Origin of the sequence: Sediminimonas sp. (assembly GCF_024637375.1) — a bacterium.
GTDB lineage: Bacteria > Pseudomonadota > Alphaproteobacteria > Rhodobacterales > Rhodobacteraceae > Sediminimonas.
The window spans coordinates 62,986-85,085 of sequence record NZ_JAGXFK010000088.1; the positions used below are offsets into that span (position 1 = coordinate 62,986).

The 22,100-nt window shown below is 64.4% G+C and carries 23 protein-coding genes; 18 read left to right on the forward strand and 5 right to left on the reverse strand.

The features are described 5' to 3' along the window. Positions 1-111 precede the first annotated feature (111 nt). The 8 genes from Q0L89_RS13890 (at position 112) to Q0L89_RS13925 (ending at position 6,336) form a co-directional block, all read left to right on the forward strand. Positions 112-963: a CoA ester lyase gene (locus Q0L89_RS13890; RefSeq protein WP_296766260.1), complete on the forward strand. Its 852-nt coding sequence runs from the start codon at positions 112-114 to the stop codon at positions 961-963. Between the two features lie 33 nt (positions 964-996). Next, positions 997-1,542 carry an NnrU family protein gene (locus Q0L89_RS13895; RefSeq protein ID WP_296766262.1) on the forward strand — a complete coding sequence of 182 codons (546 nt, stop codon included), beginning with the start codon at positions 997-999 and terminating at the stop codon, positions 1,540-1,542. 5 nt (positions 1,543-1,547) lie between these two features. After that, positions 1,548-1,751, forward strand: a complete 204-nt coding sequence (locus tag Q0L89_RS13900) for a DUF1737 domain-containing protein (protein WP_296766357.1) — start codon at positions 1,548-1,550, stop codon at positions 1,749-1,751. Between the two features lie 2 nt (positions 1,752-1,753). Then, the gene (locus Q0L89_RS13905; protein WP_296766265.1) at positions 1,754-2,785 is read left to right on the forward strand and encodes a MaoC family dehydratase; all 1,032 of its coding nucleotides are present in this window, start codon (positions 1,754-1,756) and stop codon (positions 2,783-2,785) included. Between the two features lie 175 nt (positions 2,786-2,960). Then, positions 2,961-3,344 carry a succinate dehydrogenase, cytochrome b556 subunit gene (gene sdhC / locus Q0L89_RS13910; protein ID WP_296766267.1) on the forward strand — a complete coding sequence of 128 codons (384 nt, stop codon included), beginning with the start codon at positions 2,961-2,963 and terminating at the stop codon, positions 3,342-3,344. Between the two features lie 11 nt (positions 3,345-3,355). Further along, entirely contained in the window at positions 3,356-3,727 is a 372-nt protein-coding gene (gene sdhD / locus Q0L89_RS13915; protein WP_296766270.1) for a succinate dehydrogenase, hydrophobic membrane anchor protein, read from the forward strand. A gap of 12 nt (positions 3,728-3,739) precedes the next feature. Continuing rightward, positions 3,740-5,545, forward strand: coding sequence for a succinate dehydrogenase flavoprotein subunit (sdhA, locus tag Q0L89_RS13920; protein WP_296766272.1), 1,806 nt, complete (start codon positions 3,740-3,742; stop codon positions 5,543-5,545). An 11-nt stretch (positions 5,546-5,556) separates the two neighbouring features. Beyond that, the gene (locus Q0L89_RS13925; protein ID WP_296766274.1) at positions 5,557-6,336 is read left to right on the forward strand and encodes a succinate dehydrogenase iron-sulfur subunit; all 780 of its coding nucleotides are present in this window, start codon (positions 5,557-5,559) and stop codon (positions 6,334-6,336) included. Positions 6,337-6,408: 72 nt separating this feature from the next. Here Q0L89_RS13925 and Q0L89_RS13930 read toward each other — a convergent pair whose 3' ends face one another. Further along, on the reverse strand, positions 6,409-7,344 hold the full coding sequence (locus Q0L89_RS13930) for a YiiX/YebB-like N1pC/P60 family cysteine hydrolase (RefSeq protein WP_296766277.1): 936 nt from the start codon (positions 7,342-7,344) through the stop codon (positions 6,409-6,411). Positions 7,345-7,642: 298 nt separating this feature from the next. Here Q0L89_RS13930 and Q0L89_RS13935 point away from each other — a divergent pair, with 298 nt between their 5' ends. The 3 genes from Q0L89_RS13935 to Q0L89_RS13945 all read left to right on the forward strand — a co-directional run bounded on the left by Q0L89_RS13935 (position 7,643) and on the right by Q0L89_RS13945 (position 10,142). Continuing rightward, positions 7,643-7,843 (forward strand): hypothetical protein, encoded by a 201-nt coding sequence (locus tag Q0L89_RS13935; RefSeq protein WP_296766280.1) that lies wholly within the window; start codon positions 7,643-7,645, stop codon positions 7,841-7,843. A gap of 197 nt (positions 7,844-8,040) precedes the next feature. Further along, on the forward strand, positions 8,041-9,213 hold the full coding sequence (locus Q0L89_RS13940; RefSeq protein WP_296766360.1) for a type III PLP-dependent enzyme: 1,173 nt from the start codon (positions 8,041-8,043) through the stop codon (positions 9,211-9,213). Between the two features lie 74 nt (positions 9,214-9,287). Beyond that, entirely contained in the window at positions 9,288-10,142 is an 855-nt protein-coding gene (locus Q0L89_RS13945; RefSeq protein WP_296766282.1) for a DUF1989 domain-containing protein, read from the forward strand. Between the two features lie 67 nt (positions 10,143-10,209). Here the strand turns inward: Q0L89_RS13945 and Q0L89_RS13950 are convergent, their stop codons facing one another. Then, a complete protein-coding gene (locus tag Q0L89_RS13950; RefSeq protein ID WP_296766285.1) occupies positions 10,210-10,653 on the reverse strand; it encodes a GNAT family N-acetyltransferase in 444 nt (147 codons plus the stop codon). Between the two features lie 207 nt (positions 10,654-10,860). On the opposite strand from Q0L89_RS13950, the gene Q0L89_RS13955 reads away from it, so the two are divergent. After that, positions 10,861-11,250, forward strand: coding sequence for a DUF4168 domain-containing protein (locus Q0L89_RS13955; RefSeq protein ID WP_296766287.1), 390 nt, complete (start codon positions 10,861-10,863; stop codon positions 11,248-11,250). A gap of 50 nt (positions 11,251-11,300) precedes the next feature. Here the strand turns inward: Q0L89_RS13955 and Q0L89_RS13960 are convergent, their stop codons facing one another. After that, positions 11,301-13,268 carry a protein meaA gene (locus Q0L89_RS13960; RefSeq protein ID WP_296766290.1) on the reverse strand — a complete coding sequence of 656 codons (1,968 nt, stop codon included), beginning with the start codon at positions 13,266-13,268 and terminating at the stop codon, positions 11,301-11,303. A gap of 136 nt (positions 13,269-13,404) precedes the next feature. Here Q0L89_RS13960 and Q0L89_RS13965 point away from each other — a divergent pair, with 136 nt between their 5' ends. From Q0L89_RS13965 to Q0L89_RS13990, 6 genes are all read left to right on the forward strand, one after another. Continuing rightward, complete coding sequence (locus Q0L89_RS13965) at positions 13,405-14,760, forward strand: 1-acyl-sn-glycerol-3-phosphate acyltransferase (protein WP_296766293.1); 1,356 nt, start codon at positions 13,405-13,407, stop codon at positions 14,758-14,760. A gap of 133 nt (positions 14,761-14,893) precedes the next feature. Next, positions 14,894-16,192 (forward strand): crotonyl-CoA carboxylase/reductase, encoded by a 1,299-nt coding sequence (gene ccrA / locus Q0L89_RS13970; protein WP_296766295.1) that lies wholly within the window; start codon positions 14,894-14,896, stop codon positions 16,190-16,192. Between the two features lie 367 nt (positions 16,193-16,559). Further along, complete coding sequence (locus Q0L89_RS13975; RefSeq protein WP_296766298.1) at positions 16,560-17,273, forward strand: autoinducer binding domain-containing protein; 714 nt, start codon at positions 16,560-16,562, stop codon at positions 17,271-17,273. A gap of 144 nt (positions 17,274-17,417) precedes the next feature. After that, the gene (locus Q0L89_RS13980) at positions 17,418-18,053 is read left to right on the forward strand and encodes an acyl-homoserine-lactone synthase (RefSeq protein WP_296766300.1); all 636 of its coding nucleotides are present in this window, start codon (positions 17,418-17,420) and stop codon (positions 18,051-18,053) included. Between the two features lie 62 nt (positions 18,054-18,115). Then, the gene (locus tag Q0L89_RS13985; RefSeq protein ID WP_296766303.1) at positions 18,116-19,660 is read left to right on the forward strand and encodes an AAA family ATPase; all 1,545 of its coding nucleotides are present in this window, start codon (positions 18,116-18,118) and stop codon (positions 19,658-19,660) included. After that, the gene (locus tag Q0L89_RS13990; RefSeq protein WP_296766305.1) at positions 19,657-20,376 is read left to right on the forward strand and encodes an SDR family oxidoreductase; all 720 of its coding nucleotides are present in this window, start codon (positions 19,657-19,659) and stop codon (positions 20,374-20,376) included. The genes Q0L89_RS13985 and Q0L89_RS13990 overlap by 4 nt, the downstream gene beginning before the upstream one ends. A gap of 9 nt (positions 20,377-20,385) precedes the next feature. On the opposite strand, the gene Q0L89_RS13995 is transcribed toward Q0L89_RS13990, so the two are convergent. Both Q0L89_RS13995 and Q0L89_RS14000 read right to left on the reverse strand, forming a co-directional pair. Beyond that, positions 20,386-21,156, reverse strand: a complete 771-nt coding sequence (locus tag Q0L89_RS13995) for a TIGR02186 family protein (protein ID WP_296766308.1) — start codon at positions 21,154-21,156, stop codon at positions 20,386-20,388. Beyond that, complete coding sequence (locus Q0L89_RS14000; protein WP_296766311.1) at positions 21,156-22,076, reverse strand: sulfite exporter TauE/SafE family protein; 921 nt, start codon at positions 22,074-22,076, stop codon at positions 21,156-21,158. The genes Q0L89_RS13995 and Q0L89_RS14000 overlap by 1 nt, the downstream gene beginning before the upstream one ends. Positions 22,077-22,100 lie beyond the last annotated feature (24 nt).

Genomic DNA, 22,100 nt, shown 5'->3' on the forward strand with positions numbered 1-22,100 from the left:
CACATGCGGCACGCCCTCGTCGGGGACGGTTGCTGCGCCGCGGCAGATCGGCCCTTGAATTTTTCTGAGAAAACGTGACAGTCCGGCGCAAGATAATTTCGGGAGAGACTCATGGAAATCGACGCCCGCCCCTATCGTTCGGTGCTCTACATTCCCGCCTCCAAGGAGCGCGCGCTCGACAAGGCGCGCAGCCTGCCAGTCGATGCGATCATTTTCGACCTGGAGGACGCGGTCAGCATTGATGCCAAGGATGACGCGCGCCAGACGCTGGCCGCCGCCCTGGCCGAGGGCGGGTATGGCAACCGCGCGCGGATCGTGCGGATCAACGGGTTAGAGACGCCGTGGGGTGCGGACGACGTGGCCGCGCTGGGCGGCGCGGATGTCGATGCCGTGCTGCTGCCCAAGGCGGGCGCCGCGGCGGACGTGCAGGCGCTGGCCGAAATGCTGCCCCGCAATGTGCCGATCTGGGCGATGATCGAGACGCCGCAGGGCGTGTTGAACGCCGCCGAGATCGCGGCGCATCCGCGCCTTGCGGGGTTCGTCGCGGGCACCAACGACCTGGCGAAGGAGCTGAACTGCCGCCACCGGCCCGACCGCCTGCCGTTGCAGGCGGCGTTGCAGACCATGCTGCTGGCCGCGCGCGCCCATGACGTGGTCGCGGTGGACGGGGTCTACAACCAGTTCAAGGACGAGGAAGGCCTGCGCGCCGAGTGCGCGCAGGGCCGCGACCTGGGCTTTGACGGCAAGACGCTGATTCACCCGGCGCAGGTCGAGATCGCCAACGCCGCCTTTTCGCCGTCGCAAGACGAGGTTGACCTTGCACACCGGCAGATCGCTGCATTCGAAGACGCGCAGAAGACCGGGCAGGGTGTTGCCGTGGTGGACGGGCAGATCGTGGAAAACCTGCATGTCGACACGGCGCGGCGAATCCTTGCCATGGCGTCCAGCGTCGCGTCCTTGTAACCTGTCCTCAGCCAGCCAGAACGGAGCGTCGCCATGACCAATCTCATCCTCGGTGTGATCCTGTGGTCGGGATTTCACCTGTTCAAACGCCTTTTCCCCGAAGCGCGCGCCAAGATGGGCACGCGCGGCAAGGCGTTTGCCGCCATCGGAATTCTTGCCGGCCTGGTGCTTATGGTGATCGGCTATCGCGAGGCCGATGGCGCCTTTTTCTGGGGGCGTCACCCGGCGACGGCGGGGATCAACAACCTGCTGATGCTGCTTTCGGTCTACCTGTTCGCGGTCAGCGGGATGCAGACGCGGCTGGCCCGGCGGATGCGTCACCCGATGCTTGCCGGGGTCAAGGTCTGGGCCCTGGGGCACCTTCTGGTGAACGGCGACGTGCCTTCGTTCGTTCTGTTCGGCGGCTTGCTGGCGTGGGCGGTGGTCGAGATGATCGCGATCAACCGGGCCGAGCCGGAGTGGACCCCGCCGCCGCCGGCGCCGATGTCGCGTGAGGTGATCGCCGTGGTGGCGACGGTCGTGATCTATGGCGCGATCACGTTCATTCATACATGGCTTGGCTATTACCCGTTCGGATGAGGGCGATGAAACTCTACCGCTTTTTGAGTGCCGACGACACGTCCGCGTTTTGCCACAAGGTGACCGAGGCGCTGAACCAGGGCTGGGAGCTCTACGGCAGTCCGACCTACGCTTATGATGGCACCAATGGCGTGATGCGCTGCGGTCAGGCGGTAACGAAAGATGCCGAGGGCGCCTATACCCCCGACCTGAAACTCGGAGACCAGTAACCATGGCCAAGACGAACGCCGGCCGCTTTTTCGAAGACTACCGGTTGGGTGAGGTCATCCGCCATGCCGTGCCGCGGACCGTGGGCAGCGGTGAGCGGGCGCTCTATCACGCGCTCTACCCCGCGCGGCATGCGCTTCATTCATCGGACACGTTCGCCCGCGCCTGTGGTCTGCCGGCAAGCCCGCTGGACGATCTGGCGGCGTTCCATGTCGTGTTCGGCAAGACGGTGCCCGACATCTCGCTCAACGCCGTCGCCAACCTGGGCTATGCCGAGGGCCGCTGGCTGCGCCCGGTATGGCCGGGCGATACGCTCAGGGCCGAATCAGAGGTGATCGGGCTCAAGCAGAACTCGAACGGCAAGTCCGGCGTGGTCTGGGTGCGCACGCGCGGCTTCAACCAGCACGGCGAGGGGGTGCTGAGCTATGTCAGGTGGGTGATGGTGCGCAAGCGCGACCCCGAGGCCCCGGCCCCCGAGGCGAACGTGCCGGAACTCAAGCCCGCGCTCGCCGCTGCCGATCTTGACGTGCCTGAGGGGCTGGATTTCTCGGGCTATGATTTCGACCTTGCCGGCGAGCCGCACCGCGCGTCCGACTACAGGGTCGGCGAGCAGATCGACCATGTCGATGGTGTCACCGTCGAGCAGGCCGAGCACATGATCGCCACGCGCCTTTGGCAGAACACCGCCAAGGTACATTTCGACGCCACCTTCCGCCCCGACGGGCAGCGCCTGATTTACGGCGGGCATGTGATCTCGATGGCGCGCGCGCTGTCCTTCAACGGGCTGGCCAACGCGCAGATGATCGTGGGGCTCAACGGCGGGGCGCATGCCAACCCGTGTTTCGCAGGCCAGACGATAAAGGCGTGGTCCGAGGTGCTCGACATTGCCGACACCGCCGCCCCGAACGTTGCGGCGATGCGGTTGCGGCTGGTCGCGACCTCGGGCGGTGCCCCGTTCCGACTCAGGGACGATGACGGCAAGTACCTGCCCGAGGTTCTGCTTGATCTCGATTACTGGGCGCTGGTGCCATGCTGAGGTTTGTGATCACGTCGCGGCCGCAAGTGATCACAAATCCCGGCGATCCCTGAGCCAAGCCCGATTTTTCCGCCGCGTGGGGCTGTGCTGGCGTGACAATGGCGCTAGAAAATTGCACAACTCTGCCAGGAAAGGCGCGTATGCAATCGCGTGCATAACCGAAAGGGACGAACCCATGGCCGATGCGAAACCCGTCGAGCGCCCGCTCTCGCCGCATCTTCAGATCTACCGCCCGCAGTTGACCTCGATCACGTCGATCCTGACCCGGATCACCGGTAACGCGCTGATCGTCGCTGCATTTCTGGTGGTGTGGTGGCTGCTCGCCGCTGCCACGAGCCCCGAGTATTTCGCGACCGCCGATGCAGTGATCACATCCTGGTTCGGCGATCTGGTGATGACGTTGTCGCTGTGGGCCGTCTGGTACCATTACCTTGCCGGGTTGCGGCACCTGTATTTCGACGCCGGCCACGGGCTCGACATTCCGACCGCGGAAAAGCTGGGCTGGGTGCTGATCATCGGCTCTGTCGTCCTGACCGTCATTACCCTGCTCGTGATCTGAGGAGACCGGCAATGCGTTATCTGACCGCCCGCAAACGTGCCGAGGGCAAGGGCGCCTCGGGCACTGGAACGGAACACCATTGGTACATGCAGCTCAGCGCCGTTGGCCTGGCCCTGATCGTGCCGACTTTCCTTTACGTCATCGGCAACGCCCTGGGGAGCAGCTACGAGGTGGTCGTCGAGACGTTCTCGCGCCCGGTTCCGGTGTTGCTGACCGGCCTTGTCGTCGTGTTCGGGTTGCAGCACTTCCGCAAGGGCGCGAAGATCATGATCGAGGATTACACCCGCGGCGTGACGCGCAAGGCGCTGATCATCTTCCTGGTCGTTTTCACCTACGGGCTGACGGCGACCGCCCTTTATGCCCTGGCCAAGCTCGCGTTGTAAGGAACCGCAAACATGTCAGCATACGAATACGAAACCCACGATTACGATGTGGTCGTCGTCGGCGCCGGTGGCGCGGGCCTGCGCGCGACGCTCGGCATGGCCGAACAGGGGCTGCGTACCGCGTGCGTCACCAAGGTCTTTCCGACGCGCAGCCACACCGTCGCCGCGCAGGGCGGCATCGCGGCAAGCCTGGGCAACATGGGGCCCGACAACTGGCAGTGGCACATGTACGACACGGTCAAGGGCAGCGACTGGCTGGGCGACACCGACGCGATGGAGTATCTCGCGCGCGAGGCGCCCAAGGCGGTTTACGAACTGGAGCACTACGGCGTTCCGTTTTCGCGCACCGAGGAGGGCAATATCTACCAGCGGCCGTTCGGCGGGCATACCACCGAGTTCGGCGAGGGCCCCCCGGTACAGCGGACCTGCGCCGCTGCCGACCGTACCGGCCATGCCATTCTGCACACGCTTTATGGCCAGTCGCTCAAACAGAAGGCCGAGTTCTTTGTCGAGTACTTCGCCATCGACCTGATCATGTCGGATGAAGGCGCCTGCACCGGTGTGGTTTGCTGGAAACTGGACGATGGTTCGATTCACGTCTTCAACGCCAAGTCAGTGGTTCTGGCGACCGGGGGCTATGGCCGCGCCTACTTCAACTGTACGTCCGCCCATACCTGTACCGGTGACGGTGGCGGCATGGTGGCGCGCGCCGGTCTTCCGTTGCAAGACATGGAATTCGTGCAGTTTCACCCCACCGGCGTTTACGGCCCCGGCATGCTGATCACCGAGGGTGCGCGCGGCGAGGGCGGCTATCTGACGAATTCCGAGGGCGAGCGATTCATGGAGCGTTATGCGCCCACCTACAAGGATCTTGCCCCGCGTGACTATGTCAGCCGGTCCATGACTATCGAGATCCGTGAAGGGCGCGGGGTGGGCCCCAACAAGGACCACATCCACCTGAACCTCAGCCACCTGCCGCCAGAGGCCCTGCAACTGCGCCTGCCGGGCATTTCGGAAACGGCGAAGATATTTGCCGACGTGGATGTCACCAAGGAACCGATCCCGGTGCTGCCCACGGTGCACTACAACATGGGGGGCATTCCCACCAACTACTGGGGCGAGGTTCTCAACCCCACCGCGGACGACCCCAATGCGGTGGTGCCCGGGCTGATGGCGGTGGGCGAGGCGGCTTGCGCCTCGGTGCACGGGGCGAACCGCCTCGGTTCCAACTCGCTGATCGACCTGGTGGTGTTCGGGCGCGCCGCTGCCATCCGCGCCGGCAAGGTCGTCGATGCCGAGGCGGCGGTGCCGGAGACGAACAAGGCGCAGGTAGACAAGGCGCTCGATCGGTTCGACACGTTGCGCCATGCCGATGGCGCCGTGCCGACCGCCGAATTGCGGCTGGAAATGCAAAGGACCATGCAGGAAGACGCCGCCGTCTTCCGCACCGACGAGACGCTGGCCGATGGTGTGAAGAAGATGAAGGGCGTTGCGGCCAAGCTGGGCGATCTCAGGGTCACCGACCGGTCGCTTGTCTGGAACTCCGACCTCATGGAGACGCTGGAACTCGCCAACCTGATGCCCAATGCACTGGCCACGATTTTCGGCGCCGAAGCGCGCAAGGAAAGCCGTGGCGCGCACGCCTCGGAGGATCACCCGGACCGCGACGACAAGAACTGGCGTGTGCATACCATCGCCAGGGTAGCCGGCACCGGTGTCGACCTGGGCTATCGTCCCGTGATCGCGGACCCGCTGACATCCGAGGACGCGGGCGGCATCAGCGTCAAAACGATTGCGCCCAAGGCGCGGACCTTCTGAGGAGACAGGACATGGTTCAATTCACCCTCCCGAAGAATTCGAAGATCCGCACCGGCAAGACATGGCCCAAGCCCGCGGGCGGAAAGAACGTGCGCAAGTTCCAGATCTACCGCTGGAACCCGGACGATGGCGAAAATCCGCGCGTCGATACCTATTTCGTCGATATGGACGATTGCGGGCCGATGGTTCTGGATGCGCTTATCTACATCAAGAACAAGATCGACCCGACGCTCACGTTCCGCCGGTCCTGCCGCGAGGGCATCTGCGGGTCGTGCGCGATGAATATCGACGGGATCAACACGCTGGCCTGCATCTACGGCATGGACGAGATCAAGGGCGATGTGAAGATATACCCGCTGCCGCACTTGTCGGTGGTCAAGGATCTGATCCCGGACCTCACGCATTTCTATGCCCAGCATGAAAGCATCATGCCGTGGCTTGAGACCAAGACGCCCGCGCCGCAGAAGGAATGGAAGCAGTCGATTGAGGACCGCGAGAAGCTTGACGGACTCTATGAATGCGTCATGTGCGCCTGCTGCTCGACATCGTGCCCCAGCTATTGGTGGAACTCCGATCGCTATCTCGGGCCGGCGTCGCTGTTGCATGCCTATCGCTGGATCATCGACAGCCGCGACGAGGCCACCGGCGAGCGGCTGGACGACCTTGAAGACCCGTTCAAGCTGTACCGGTGTCACACCATCATGAACTGCACCAAGACTTGCCCCAAGGGGCTCAACCCCGCCAAGGCAATCGCCGAGATCAAGAAAAAGATGGTCGATCGCGTCGTCTGAAAGCGCGGCGACAGGCCAAGCAACGGCCCGGAGCGTGCTTCGGGCCGTTTCCCTTTTCGCGGGCGGGGTGCCTCAGTTCGGGGGGAGGGGGCGCAATCTATCGGGGTCGCGCCGGGTCGTGCGCCAATGCATGTTCATGTCCGCGATCAGGGTCTCGCGGTCGTATCGGTGCCAGCCTGTCCTGGTGCCGCGCAGATAGCCGACGAAATCCATCTTGCCCCGCCCGGTCACGGCCAGCGCGACGACATCGTCGGGCATGATCGTCTGACGGCCGTAGAGGCGCCGGGTGGGCATCTCGGCTTCGGGCATGGTCTTGGCGGCGAGTTCTGCGCAATAGAGCTTGTCATCGGTCGCATTGTCGAAATGAAAATCGAAGTCGCTGCCGATCCGGCGCGCGAAATCGCGAACGGCTTCGCGTTGGCGGGCGCGCGTCTTGATCGGGGGGCGGAGAATCGCCACGGCATCGGTGGCAAGCACGTATTCGACATCCGACAGATGCACCCCCGGCGAACTGGATTCGATATAGGTCTTGCCCGCGCGGATCGCCGCGTGATGCGGCTTCAGCGCAGGGTCGTCCCAGATACCGAGCGCCTTCAACTCGGCCTCGGACCCGAGATAGATCACCGCATGACTGAACAGACCCGGCAGCATCGTCCCCGAAAGCCGCCCGTTGGAGCTGACGAAGAGCACATCGAGAGGGCGCAACCCGTCCTCGGCTGCCGCATAGGCCGCCGGCTGGGCGAGATAGCCCTTGCGCATCACCACCCCGCCAACGATACGCCCGATCACGGGGGCGAGCGGGTTGGCCAGATGCACGAGCGGCGGGGGGTACGACTCGGCGTTCGCGCAGCATCCTTCGAGCGGCGTGTTCATCAATTCGCGTTTCGACACGCCCGGATCGGGTGGCGTGCAGGCGACCAGGGCCGCGCCAAGCACCAGCCACGCAAGCATCCGCAGCACGGGCCCTGCCAGGGTGCGCGACCCGCGGGAAATGAGGTTGTTGGCCATTGCCGTGAACTTGGCACCGCGCGCTGACAAGGGCAAGCGCCGGAAGCGCGCAAAGCCCGGTTCGGCGGGGCTTTTCTTTCGTGCACAGGCCCGGTTTGATGCGTCGTGAAAGGAACGCGCCATGATCCTGTCAAGGATACCGGCCTGCGCCGGGCGCGTCCTCACGGGCGCCACTTGATTTTGACGCCTGTCGCGCGGATACACGCGGGGCTGCCGGATTGCCCGCCCGGCAGGGCCAGAAAATCCGATGGGGCAGACAGGCGGAAGCAGTCAGCATGAAACCGGGGCGAGGCGTGCAATGTTATTGATCGTCGGCATCATCGTGACCTTCGTCCTGATCGTCGTCTTTTCCAACCCGCGCATGCGTGGCTGCCGCTGGCGCGAGGACCGGCGCGCCGCCCCGGGCACCTATCGCTGTGCGGCCTGCGGCGCGCACACCGTGACCGCCGATGGCAAACCGCCGCGCGTCTGCCTTGCCGACCAGCAACCGCCGCGGTGATGTGGTATCAAGGGCACAACCGCTGCGAACGCGAACAAACCGCTTGATCGCAAGGCCGCCATGGCCCATGTGCGCGGCCTAGACGCCAACGCACGCGCCTGTGTCCCGACGGTTTCCAGCCATCAGGCTCACGTAGCGACGGTAACGTCTCTGATCGAAATGAGTTGCCGCAAGGCCCAGGTCTTTTGGAGATGACCATGAACGCTACCGTGACCGAGTTTTCGGCGCGCGATGTCGCGCCTGCACAGACCCGCCTCGACGCTTACCTGCGCCATGCGCGCTTTGACCGCCCGACGCTGGTGGTCGACACTAGGGCGGTTGCCGGGCGCTATCGCGCGCTGGCAAAGGGGCTGGGGCGGGCGCATGTGCACTATGCCGTCAAGGCCAACCCGGCCCCCGAGATCATCGCCACGCTGCTGGCCGAGGGCGCGGGGTTCGATGCCGCCTCGCGCGCCGAGATCGAGCTTTGCCTCGCCCAGGGCGCGCATCCGTGCCGCATCTCTTTCGGCAACACCATAAAGCGCCCCGCGGACATCGCCTTTGCCCACCGGGCCGGGATCACGCTTTTCGCGGCCGATGCCGAGGAAGAGATCGACAAGATCGCCGTGCATGCCCCCGGTGCGCGGGTCTATATCCGCCTGATCGTCGAGGCGAGCACCGCCGATTGGCCGCTCAGTCGCAAGTTCGGCTGCGTGCCGGGCAAGGCGCTGGCGCTGATCGAACGGGCGCGCGCGCTTGGGCTGCGGCCCGAGGGGGTGTCGTTCCATGTCGGCAGCCAGACCCGCCAGGCAGCGATGTGGGCGCCGGTGCTCGACCAGGTGGCGCAGGTCTGGCACGCGGCGCGCGCAGCGGGGTACCCGCTGAGCCTGCTCAACATCGGCGGCGGGTTCCCGGCCTTCTATGGCGACGCGGTCGAAGCGCCCACGCCCTATGCGGCGCAAGTCATGGCGATGGTGCGCGCCCGCTTCGGCGACGTGGCCGAGGTGATGGCCGAGCCGGGCCGCGGGCTTGTGGCCGAAGCGGGCGCCATCGCGGCCGAGGTGCTGCTGGTGGCGCGCAAATCCGACAGCGACCTGCATCGCTGGGTCTACCTGGACATCGGCAAGTTCTCGGGGCTGGCCGAAACCATGGACGAGGCGATTCGCTATCAGTTCGTGACCGAGCGCGATCACGAGCCCACCGGCCCCTGCGTGCTGGCCGGGCCGTCCTGCGACAGTGCAGATGTGCTGTACGAGCGTCAGCCGGTGCAAATGCCGCTGGGCCTGCGGGCGGGCGACCGGGTCGTGATCCGGTCCTGCGGGGCCTACACCTCGACCTATGCCTCGGTCGGGTTCAACGGGTTCCCGCCGCTGGATGTCGTCGTGATTTGAAGGAAAAGGCGTGCGCGGGCTTGCCTGCGCTCGCCTGTGCGCGCACCTTGGCCGCGACAGCCGAGGAGACGCCGATGCCCCACGATGCCCCGCAAGATGCCCAGGCGCGCCGCGCCGTGCGCCCGGTGATCTGCTACCCCAATGACAGCTTGCCGGTGCCCGACATGGCGCTTTACCGGGCGGCGCGCGACAGTGCGCGCAAGATCGACGAGATCACCGCGCCCCCGCGCGAGGCCGCCTGTTTCCGGGTGCCCAAGGGGGGTATCTTTCGCATTTCGTGCGTTGACGGCCCGCAGGTGGGCGATCTGAACCTGTGGAATGCGAGCGACCTGCGCGAGCGGTTCTATTCCGGCAAGACCCGTGCGCTGCATGGCACGCACCTGACGACATCCGAGCGCATGTGGTCTTGTTTTCCCTACCTGCGCCCCATGGCGACGATCATCGACGACACGCTGGATTGGTATGGGATCGACGAATTCGGCGGATCGGTTCACGACGTGATCGGCACCCGGTGTGACCCGTACACCCACACGCTGCTGTCGGGCGGGCAGTATCACCACTGCTGCCACTCGAACCTTACGCGGGCGCTGGCCGATGCGACGGGCTTGCCCCTGCCCGAGGCCGAGGGCCACGTGCATGACGTGCTCAACGTGTTCATGTGCACCGGCTTTACCCGCGACACGGGGCAGTATTTCATGAAGGCCAGCCCGGTGCGCCCGGGTGATTACCTTGAGTTTTTCGCCGAGATCGACCTTCTGGGCGCGCTGAGTGCCTGCCCCGGGGGCGATTGCGGGGCCGAGCATTCCAGCGACAGCGCGTCGTGCTACCCGCTGCGGGTCGAGGTTTTTTCCCCGCCGGCGGAAGCGTTGGCGGGTTGGCAACCGCCCGCCCCCAACGGATATGACCGCAGCCACGGGCGGGGCGCATAAGGGGATATGCGCGGGCCGAACGCATCGGCCGGCGCGATCTGCGCCGCCACGCCGGGTTGCGCCTGCGTCAACCGCGCGCGTATTTGATGAAAGGGGTCAATACCCCGATGCGATCATAAAGCCGGCGCGCGCGGCTGTTGAAATCCTGCGTCAGCCAATAAACGGAGGGCGTGCCGTTGCGGTCTGCGGCATCGTAGACGGCCTCGATCAGGGCCCGCCCGACGCCGGTGCCGCGGATGCCCGGGGCGGCGTAGAGATCCTGAAGATAGCAGACATCCTCGATCTTCCAGTTATGCGGGTGATAAATGTAGTGTACCAGCCCCACGGCCTGACCGTCCTGTCGGGCGATCAAGCCGTTTTGACGCGGGACATCGTCGGCGCAGAGCCGATGGAAGGTGGTGTCGTAAACCTCCGCCGGCACCGATGTTTCGTAAAATGCCAGGTAGTCCGTCCACAGGTCTTGCCAATCGGGGCGGTCACCGGGGGTGACAGGGGATATTTCCAGTCGCATTGCGGGGCCTCGTGGTTCACTTTTTCGGCGCCAGATTGGCGGGTTTCGTGGCCGGACGCCAGCCATTGATGCGCGGCCACGACGGCGCCTGCGGGCCCAGCCGGCATTTTTCCGCCGCGCCGGTTGCGGAACCCGGCATGCCGCGCCACATTGCCGGCATGGCGGCGCCGCGCGCGCTACCACCTTCAAACCAAACGGGAGATGTCATTGACCTTCAAGACACAATTCGCCGCCGCAACGACCGCCTTCGCGCTGGCCTTCGCGCCACCGATGGCCGTGATGGCACAGGATAGCGACCAGGCCGCGCCGCAGATGGAGGCCGGCGACGTGACCGATACCAAGGTCGCGGCGTTTGTCGATGCGCTGATTGCCGTTGATTCCGTGCGCCAGAACTACGTCCCGAAGATCGAGGCGCAGGAAAGCGAGGAAGACAAGCAGACGCTGGTGAACGAGGCCAACGCTGCGATCATGGAAGCGGTAGAAGCCACCGACGGCATGGATGTCGAGGAGTACACCACGATCCTGAAACTGGCCCAGGCCGATGAGAGCCTGAACCAGAAGATCATGGATCGTATCGGTGCCGTTCAGGACCAGTAACGACAGCGACTTTGTCGGCAGGCGCGCGGCGGCGCGCCTGCCGGCGATGCCTATTCGGCGGCAACGGGCGATGGATCGACCAGCGTCACGATATCCATCATGATGGTGTTGAGTTCGAAATCCTTGGGCGTGTAGACCCGCGCCACCCCCATTTCGCGCAGGCGCCGGGCGTCTTCCTCGGGGATGATGCCACCGACGATGACCGGCACGTCGCCCAGCCCGGCCGCCCCCAGGCGCTTGATCAGATCTTCGACGAGCGGCATGTGGCTGCCCGACAGGATCGACAGGCCGATCACGTGCGCGCCATCGTCGCGCGCCGCCGCGACGATCTCTTCCGGGGTCAGCCGGATACCCTCGTAGGCGATGTCCATGCCGCAGTCGCGGGCGCGGCTGGCGATCTGTTCGGCCCCGTTCGAATGGCCGTCCAGCCCGGGTTTGCCGACAAGGAATTTCAAACGCCGGCCAAGACGGTTGCTGACCGCATCCACGGCGGCGCGCAGATCGTCGAGACCCTCGGTCCGGTTCGACGGATTGGGCGACACGCCGGTGGGACCACGGTATTCGCCGTGAACCGCGCGCATCTCGGCGGCCCATTCGCCGGTGGTGACCCCGGCCCGGGCGGCCGCGATCGAGGGCGGCATGATGTTGTCGCCGGCAGCGGCGGCTTTGCGCAGGTCGGACAGGGCGCGCTGCACCGCAACGTCGTCGCGTGATCCGCGCCATTCATCGAGCCGCGCGATCTGGTCGGCCTCGACCTTCGGATCGACGGTCATTATGCCGCCGTCCTCGCTCATCAGCGGGTTGGGTTCGGCTTCGGTCCAGCGGTTGACGCCGACCACCACGGTTTCGCCGCGCTCGACCCGGGCCAGACGCTCGGCATTGCTATCGACCAGCCGCGATTTCATGTACTCGATCGCGCTGACGGCGCCGCCCATGCTGTCGAGATTGGCCAACTCCTGCCGCGCGCCGCTTTTGAGCGCCTCGACCCTGGCATCGACGGCCGGGTTGCCGTCGAATAGGTCGTCATATTCCAGCAGGTCGGTCTCGTAGGCCAATATCTGCTGCATTCTCAGCGACCACTGCTGATCCCACGGCCGGGGCAGGCCGAGCGCCTCGTTCCAGGCGGGCAGTTGCACGGCGCGGGCGCGGGCCTTCTTGCTGAGCGTCACCGCCAGCATTTCCAACAGGATACGGTAGACGTTGTTTTCAGGCTGCTGTTCGGTCAGGCCAAGCGAATTCACCTGCACGCCATAACGGAAGCGGCGAAATTTCGGGTCGTCCACGCCGTATCGTTCGCGGCAGATTTCGTCCCACAGATCGACGAAGGCGCGCATCTTGCACATCTCGGTCACGAACCGGATGCCGGCGTTCACGAAGAAGCTGATCCGCCCCACCATGGCCGGGAAATCGGCGTCGGGCACGCGCGGCTCGAGTTCGTCGAGAACGGCCGTGGCGGTGGCCAGCGCAAAGGCCAGTTCCTGTTCGGGCGTCGCGCCGGCCTCTTGCAGGTGGTAGGAACAGACGTTCATCGGGTTCCATTTCGGGAGGTGCCCGTAGCAGTACTCGGCAACATCGGCGATCATTCGCAGCGATGGCTTGGGCGGGCAGATATAGGTGCCGCGGCTGAGGTATTCCTTGATCAGGTCGTTTTGCACCGTGCCGGTGAGCTTCGAGACGTCCGCGCCTTGTTTCTCGGCCACCGCGACGTAAAGCGAAAGCAGCCACGGCGCGGTGGCGTTGATCGTCATCGAGGTGTTCATCCGGTCCAGCGGGATCTGGTCGAACAGGGCTTCCATATCCCCAAGATGGCAGACGGGTACCCCCACCTTGCCGACCTCGCCCCTGGCGAGGATGTGATCGCTGTCATAGCCGGTCTGCGTCGGCAGGTCGAAAGCCACCGACAGCCCGGTTTGCCCACGCGCCAGGTTGGCGCGGTATAGTGCGTTCGACGCGCCGGCAGTCGAATGACCGGCATAGGTCCGAAAGAGCCACGGCTTGTCTTTTGCGGTATCGGTCATCGGGGCCTCCGGTGAATCGGGGTGGCAATTTTATTGCGTTGCGGCGCAATAGAGCGGAATTTTGTGGCGGCGTCAATTCGCTGCGTTGCGGCATGGGGTGATTTACCTTTGCCCGCCAGCGGGCCATGCTGTGCCGATGGGCGAGACGGTCGAGATACCTCTGTGGGCGTTGATTCTGATCTTGCTGTTCGCGGCGGTCACCTTCGCCTCGCATTTCCTTTTCCCTTCTGTCAGGTGGTTCTTCCGGCGCCGGATGGAACGCGTGGTCGCCCATCTCAACACGCGGCTGGAACGCCCCATCCAGCCATTCAAACTGGCGCGGCGCTTCGACATGATCCAGCGGCTCATCTACGACCCCGAGGTCAGCCAGGCGATCGCGGATCACGCCGCGGCGGAAGGCATCCCCGAGAACGTGGCGTTCCAGCGCGCCCGTGCCTATGCCCGCGAAATCGTGCCTTCGTTCAGTGCCAGCCTGTATTTCGGGGTCGCGATCCGCGCGGCGCGCTGGCTGAGTACCGCACTTTATAACGTTCACCTGGTGTCGCGCGACGACGCGGCGCTTGGCCGGATTGACCGCGACGACACGGTTGTCTTTGTCATGAACCACCGCAGCAACATGGACTATGTCCTGGTCACCTATCTGGCCGCGGAGAATTCTGCGCTCAGCTATGCGGTCGGGGAATGGGCGCGGATCTGGCCGCTGAGCCGTCTGATACGGTCCATGGGGGCGTATTTCATCCGCCGGAGGTTCCGCGATGATCTGTATCGCCGCGTTCTGGCCCGCTATTTGCGAATGGCGACCGATGCCGGGGTGACCCAGGCCGTGTTCCCCGAAGGCGGCCTGAGCCTGACCGGCATGGTCGAGGCGCCGCGCCTGGGCGTCTTGAAATACATCGTCGAAGGGCACGATTCGTCGCGGCGCGACGTGGTGTTCGTGCCGGTTTCGCTCAATTACGACCGGGTTCTGGAGGATCGCCTGCTGGTGCGCGCGCACGAGATCGGCGAGCGCCGTTTCCCGGCGCGCATCTCGGTCGTGGCGCGTTTCGTCGTGCGGTCGCTGTGGCTGCGCGTGCGCGGGCGCTATTCCCGGTTCGGGGCGGCAGCGGTCCGGTTCGGCACGCCGCTGTCGTTGCATGGCTTCACGGGTGATGTCACTGACCTGGCGCGCGAGTTGATGGGCCGGATCAGGCACAACATGCCAGCTTTGTCGGTACCATTGGTCGCGCTGGCGTTCGAGCGGGCGGGAGGCGCGCTGTCGCGCGATGGTCTGGAGGCGGCGGTGGCGCGGTACCAGTCGGCGTTGCCGGCAGGCCAGGTGCCGACAGCGGAAACGGCCGCCGATATCGTCGACCAGGGGCTGAACGGGTTGTTTGCGCGCGGCGTTGTCGTGTCAGACACAAAGGGGTTGCGCCTGGCCGAGGCCGGCATGGCTTTGGTGTCCTTTTATGCCGCTTCGGTGGCTCATCTTGTTCCCGAGGAGGACGTGCCATGAGTTTCTGCAATTGCGCGGTTATAAAGTTTCAAAAATCTATGAATGGTGATTGCATTGTTGCGCAGCCATGAGTATCCCCGGGACAGGTCACCGCGATTCTGCGTCGCGGCAATTTGTGGATATGGAGGCTGATATGGCTCTGGACACCGAAACGGGGATTGCGCCTTACGATGCGCCGGAAAAGGATCTCTACGAGATCGGCGAAATGCCCCCCTTGGGTTACGTGCCCGAGAAGATGTATGCATGGGCCATCCGCCGCGAGCGCCACGGCGAGCCGGACAAGAGCTTTCAGGTCGAAGTTGTCGATACGTGGCAAATAGATAGCCATGAGGTGCTGGTTCTGGTGATGGCTGCCGGCGTCAACTACAACGGCGTCTGGGCGGGCCTGGGCGAACCGATCAGCCCGTTCGACGGCCACGGGGCCGACTACCACATCGCCGGCTCGGATGCCGCGGGTATCGTCTGGAAGGTGGGCGACAAGGTACGCACCTGGAAGGTCGGCGACGAGGTCGTGATCCACTGCAACCAGGATGATGGCGACGACGAGGAATGCAACGGGGGCGACCCGATGCTGTCGCCCACGCAGCGAATCTGGGGGTACGAGACGCCGGACGGGTCGTTCTCGCAATTCACCAAGGTACAGGCGCAGCAGCTGATGCCGCGGCCCAAGCATCTGACATGGGAGGAATCGGCCTGCTACACGCTGACGCTGGCCACGGCCTACCGGATGCTTTTCGGCCATCACCCGCACGAGCTGAAGCCCGGTCAGAACGTGCTTGTCTGGGGGGCATCGGGCGGCCTGGGATCTTACGCGATCCAACTGGCCAATACCGCGGGCGCCAACGCCATCGGCGTCATTTCCGATGAGGACAAGCGCGACTTCGTGCTGTCGATGGGCGCCAAGGGGGTGATCAACCGCAAGGATTTCAACTGCTGGGGGCCTTTGCCCAAGGTCAACAGCCCGGAATACGCCGAGTGGCTGAAAGAGGCGCGCAAGTTCGGCAAGGCGATCTGGGCCGTGACCGGCAAGGGCAACAATGTCGACATGGTGTTCGAGCACCCGGGCGAAGCGACGTTCCCGGTTTCGGCGCTTATCTGCAAGAAGGGCGGCATGGTGGTGATCTGCGCGGGCACCACGGGCTTCAACTGCACGTTCGACGTCCGCTATGTGTGGATGCACCAGAAGCGTTTGCAGGGTAGCCACTTCGCGCATCTCAAGCAGGCGGCATCGGCCAACCGGCTGATGGTGGAACGCCGCCTCGACCCCTGCATGTCGGAGGTCTTCCCGTGGGCCGAGATTCCGCGGGCGCACATGAAGATGCTGCGCAACGAGCACAAGCCGGGGAACATGGCGGTTCTTGTCCAGGCCCCCACAACCGGGCTGCGCACCGTCGAGGAAGTCATCGAGGCGACGCAACCGAAGGACGCGTAACCCGACGCACCGGCATCACAGGGGCCCGCGAATCGTTAACGATGGCGCGGGCCGTTGCTTTTCAAGAGGTGCATGGTTTCGCATCAATGGGTTAGGATTCTTATCCTCGCTATTATTGGGGAGTTGGAATCCGTGAGTATCGTGAGAAACTTTACACATGCTAGGGTTGTGTTAACACTTCGTTAACCATTGAGGGCGAACGTTAACATGCGGAACGAATGGATACTGGACGTTCTCTTGGACTTGCGCGGCTATGCGCAAAAGCACGGAATGGACGCATTGTCGGCCCAGCTGGATACTACACGGCAGGTGGCGGCCGCCGAGATCGCGTTCCACATGGAGGGGGCGCCTGTGAAGGCGGAAGCCGATGACGCCTGCGGTGGAAACGATCCTGGAGGATTTGGAGCGCGCTACAGGAGCTGAAGACCTGCAGTGCCTTATCGAGTCGTTGCGCGATCACTTCGACGTCGATCACATGGTCTATCATTGGGTCAATTCCAATGGCGATCAGTACGGGTGCGGCACCTATTCGGACGCGTGGGTCGCGCGTTACCTTGAAAAGGATTACCTTCGGATCGACCCGGTTGTTTCGGGCTGCTACCAGCGGTTCCATCCCGTCGACTGGAAGCGGCTCGACTGGTCGAGCCGCGCAGTGCGCAGTTTCCAGCTGGATGCCATTCACCATGGTGTCGGCAACCAGGGGTTTTCGATCCCAATCCGCGGCCCCAACGGCCAATTCGCGATGTTCACGGTCAGCCATAATACCGATGACGACAGTTGGGCGGCCTTCATCGAAGCGTACCGGCGCGACCTGATCCTGATTGCATACTATTTCAATCAGAAAGCCCTGGAATTCGAACCGGGCCGCAGCCCCGAGCCGACGCCGGCGCTGTCCCCGCGAGAGGTCGATGCGATGACCCTTCTGGCCATTGGCTACAGCCGGGGACAGGTTGCGCAGACACTCGCGATTTCGGAGCACACCCTGCGCGTCTATATTGAAAGCGCGCGCTTCAAGCTGGGCGCCCACAACACAACGCATGCCGTCGCCCGCGCCATGAGCCGTGGGCTGATCGTCGTCTGATCGGCGTTTTCACCCTGCCAGGGCTTGGCGCGGGGCAAGCGGCGTGCATCGGCGTGCGCGCGGCTAACCGCCCATTAAGGTTGAGATTCCGTTAACCATTTCTGACTAGCCTGATCCGACGATGTCAGGATTGAGGGTAAGGAAATGCTTAGATATCTATATGCCGACCAGCTCAGGGATGCCCCCAAGCTGCGCGACACGATGTTCCGGGATCGTGCGGACCAGTTCCGCGACAGGCTCGGGTGGGATGTCACCGTCGATGAGAATGGGTTCGAACGGGACGAATACGACGCCATGAACCCGCTCTACGTTGTTTGGCAGCGTCCGGACGGGACACATGGCGGCTCGATGCGCTTTCTGCCGACGGTAGGGCCCTGCATGGTCAACGATCACTTCCTTGATCTGACCGATGGCGTGCGGATCGAAAGCCCGCTGATCTGGGAATGCACCCGCTTTTGCCTCGCGCGCGGTTCGTCGCCATCGGTGGCCGCGGCACTGATGCTGGGCGGCGGCGAGATCATGCAGAACTTCGGTGTGCGCCATTTCGTCGGGGTGTTCGACGCGCGCATGGTGCGTATCTACCGCCGGATCGGCTCCAGCCCCGATGTTCTGGGCTGTTCGGGGCGAGGACGCGATGCCATCAGCGTCGGGCTGTGGGAATTTTCCGAGGAAGCGCAGGCAAATGTCGCCGAGCAGGCGGGCCTGTCGCCGGAGCTTTCACAGATGTGGTTCGATCAGGCGTTCGGCCGGTCCCCGCAGCCGCTTGCCATGACGGCCTGAACAGCGCGGCGCGTCCTTTGCGTGCTCTGGCCCTTGGCGCGACCCCGCTGTAGGGTCGCGCCATGACAGCGCCCGCCTTGCAGTTCTCGCACGATCAGGCCGAAGCCTACGACCGCATCGCGGCCGGGCTGAAATCCGTGGGCGTCGATATCGAAGAGGGGGTGCTGACGCCTCCGCACGAGGGCAAGTCCGGCGTGACGGCCGTCCTGGGAAAAGCGGGATCCGGCAAGACGATGCTGTTGTCCACGCTTTGCCGCGCGCTGGCGCAAGCGGGTGTCGAAACTGTTTCGGGCGATTACGAGGGGCGCCGCAGCAAGGAGCGGCGCACAGTTGCGGTGCTGTCGCCGACCAACAAGGCGGCCAGCGTTCTGCGCGCGCACGGCGTGCCCGCAACCACCATTCACCGGATTATCTACACCCCCGTATACGACCCGGAATACGAAAAGATCGCCGAATGGCTGGCCGGCAAGGGCGATCGCCCGGAAATCGCGGAGCTGAGCGAACAGGCGCTCGACCGGGCACTTGCGTTCTACAAGCTGCACGCCTCGGTGCCCGGTGCCCTGGCCGCGGCGGGCCTGCGCGGATCGGATTTCATCACCGGCTGGAAGCGTCGCGACGAGCCGCTGGACATTGGCTTGGTGGACGAGGCGTCGATGCTGGACGCGCGGCAACTGGACGACCTGAAGGAGATATTCCCGACGCTTGTCCTGTTCGGCGACCCCGCGCAGCTTGCACCGGTGGGGCAATCCGGCGAAATGGTATTCGACAAGCTGCCGGCCGAAAACCGGCTGGAGTTGAGCCGGATACACCGGCAGGCGGCGGACAACCCGATCCTGGACCTTGCCCATGCGCTGAGCGACCCGGCCCTGGAATTCGAGGATTTCGAGCGCATGGTCGAAGCCGCCGCGCAGCGTGACGACCGCGTGGTGTGGGCGAATCGCGTCGAGGTCGACCTGATGGCGCGCAGCCCGGTTCTGGTCTGGCGAAACGCGACGCGGATCAGGCTTATCAATGCGTTCCGCAAGGTGCACGATGCGCCCGAAGATGCCCTGTTGCCGGGTGAGCCGCTCATCTGCGACGGGTTGGAGTTACCCCTCAAGCATCGCAAGAAGCGTCTTGACCTGGAAGCGCGCGGCCTGATCAAGGGCGCACAGGTGATCTACCTCGGCCCGGGGCGCAAACCGGGTTTTTCGCGTCTGCACGTTATCGGCGCCGAAGACCCCACGTTCAGTGCCGCCAGTATCGTCAAGATCGAAAAGCCGGATGAAGAGGAACCCTTCATCCCGTTCGCCGCGCGGATGGGGGCAACCTTTCTGCACGGTGCCGCGGTGACGATTCACAAGGCGCAAGGATCGCAATGGGACGAGGTGCAGGTTTTCGCGCCGGATCTCTTTGCCGCCGCGCGCATGGGCCGTGCGGAGGCTGGGCAGCCACTGTGGAAACGGCTGGCATATGTGGCGATAACGCGCGCATCGACGCGGCTCTACTGGGTCGTGCGCAACAGGCTGGCGAAACCGACCGGGCCTCTGCGCGTCGATGACCTGCGCACGCAGACGCCGGCGCCGCTGGTGCTGGAGGCCGAGCAAGAGGGGACGGACACGGAGTGAAAAGCATCATCATCACCGGCGCCAGCGCCGGAATCGGTGCCGCGACCGCGCGGCGGTTCCTTGAGGCCGGGTGGCGCGTCGGGATGATCGCGCGGCAGGCCGGGGCGCTTGAAACGGTGGCCGAGGGCCGTTCCGGGGCGGTGATCCTGCCCTGTGACGTGACCGACCCGGCCGCCGTCGAGGCGGCCTTTTCCGCCTTCGTTGCGCAGGCGGGGCGGCTTGACGTGCTGTTCAACAATGCCGGCAGGTTCGGCCGCGCGGCGCCGATCGACGAGATTGATCTGCACGAGTGGAATGAGATCGTCGACATCAACCTCAACGCGATGTTCCTGTGCGCCCGCGCCGCCTTTGGCCAGATGCGACGGCAGCGCCCGAGCGGCGGGCGGATCATCAATAACGGGTCTGTCAGCGCCCAGTCCCCGCGCGAGGGCTCGGTCTGTTACACCACGACCAAGCATGCAGTCACGGGGTTGACCAAGAGCCTGTCGCTGGACGGGCGGGCCTATGACATCGCCTGCGGTCAGATCGATATCGGCAATGCCAGGACCGAGCTTCTGGACGGGATCATTGCTGCCGACCCGGACCATGCGCCGCCGACCATGGCGGTTGATGACGTGGCGCGTGCGGTGTTCAACATGGCCGATCTTCCCCCCGAGGCGAACGTGCAGTTCATGACCCTGATGGCGACCAGGATGCCCCTGATCGGGCGCGGCTGATCCGCCGTATCACCCCTGCCGCAAGAACCTGAATACCGCCGAGGCGGTCCATCCCGCCACAATGGCGATGGCCAGCGACAGCAACCCGTAGCTCAGCGGCTGGTTGCGCGACAGCTTGTAGAGAAACCGCTCGATCCCGACCTTGTAGACGTCGATCTCGGTTTCGAACGTCGATATCACATGCCCGCCGCGGGTCAGGAACACGCGCGTCCGATAGGGGCCTTCGGTCAGGTTGGCGGGGAGCGCGATGGATGTGCGGAAAAGGGTTTGCTGATCGACCTTCACGGCCCCTTCAAGCGTCTGGTAGAGACCGTTCTTCTGGCGGATGCGGATCAGCGCGCGTGTGAACACCCTGGCATCGCCGATGTCGGCAGGGGCCCCGACCGATCTGATCGCCCGTGTGATGGTAATCTTGTGGCGCAGATCCTCGGTGTCCCTGAGAACCTCTTTCAACGGGCCTGATGTGGCCACGGCGTAATAGGAGGGAGCCGAGTCGATCCGGTTTTCCGCGGTGTTGATCCAGATACCCACCCGCCGGTCCTTGCGGCGCACAATCAGCGGCTCGGACGGGCCGGCGATGGTGACGATCACTTCGAGCGGCTGGCGCGGGATCTGCGTTTCGCGCTTGATCGCCCCGAAGACGAGAACCTCGGAGCCGTCGAAATTCGTGCTGATCGAGACGCGCGTCTGGCTGAGTCCCAGAACCACCTCCTCGCGCCCCTGTTCGGCCTGCGCGGCGAGGGCCAGGAACAGTGCAAGGAGTGATAGCAGATACCGCATCAAAGCCGGTCCAGCGTTGCGACCGAGTAGAGCTCGGCCGGCTTGAGGACCAGGTCGAAACCCAGCTTGGCGCAGACCACCAGCACCAGCGCCGCGAGCAGAACACGCAGTTGTTCGGCCTTCATGCGCGTGCCGACCTGCGTGCCCAGTTGCGCGCCGATCACCCCGCCCACGAGCAGCAGAACCGCCAGCACAATATCGACGGTGTAGTTGGTCGTGGCGTGCAAAAGCGTGGTAAAGGCGGTGACGAACAGGATCTGGAACAGCGATGTTCCGATCACGACCTTGGTGGGCATCCCGAGGATATAGATCATCGCGGGCACCATGATGAAGCCCCCGCCGACCCCCATGATCGCCGCCAGCAGCCCCACTGCAATGCCGACAAGAACCGGCGGAATCGCCGAGATATAGAGGCCGGAAGTGCGGAATCTCATCTTGATGGGCAGGGCGTGAACCCAGTTGCGCTGCCTGCGTTTGTAGGCCGGGGCGCCGACAAGGCGCGTGCGGCGGATCGCGCGCAGGCCTTCGATGAGCATCAGCGCACCGATCACGCCCAGGAAGACCACGTAGCAAAGCCGCACCAGCAGGTCGACCTGTCCCTGTGACTTGAGATGATTGAATATCATCAGCCCGATCGCCGAGCCCACGAGCCCGCCGGCGAGCAGCACCAGCCCCATCTTCAAGTCGACCGTCTTGCGCTTGAGGTGGGCCAGCATCGCCGAGAAGGACGACGCGACGATCTGGTTGGCGGACGTGGCCACGGCAACGGCGGGCGGAATCCCGATGATGAAGAGGAGCGGCGTGATGAGAAAACCGCCACCCACCCCGAACATGCCCGAGAGCACCCCCACCAGCGTGCCCAGTCCCAGCAAGAGGAACAGGTTGACCGAGACCTCGGCAATGGGAAGATATATCATCATACCTATCCCTAGCGTGGGGCCGCG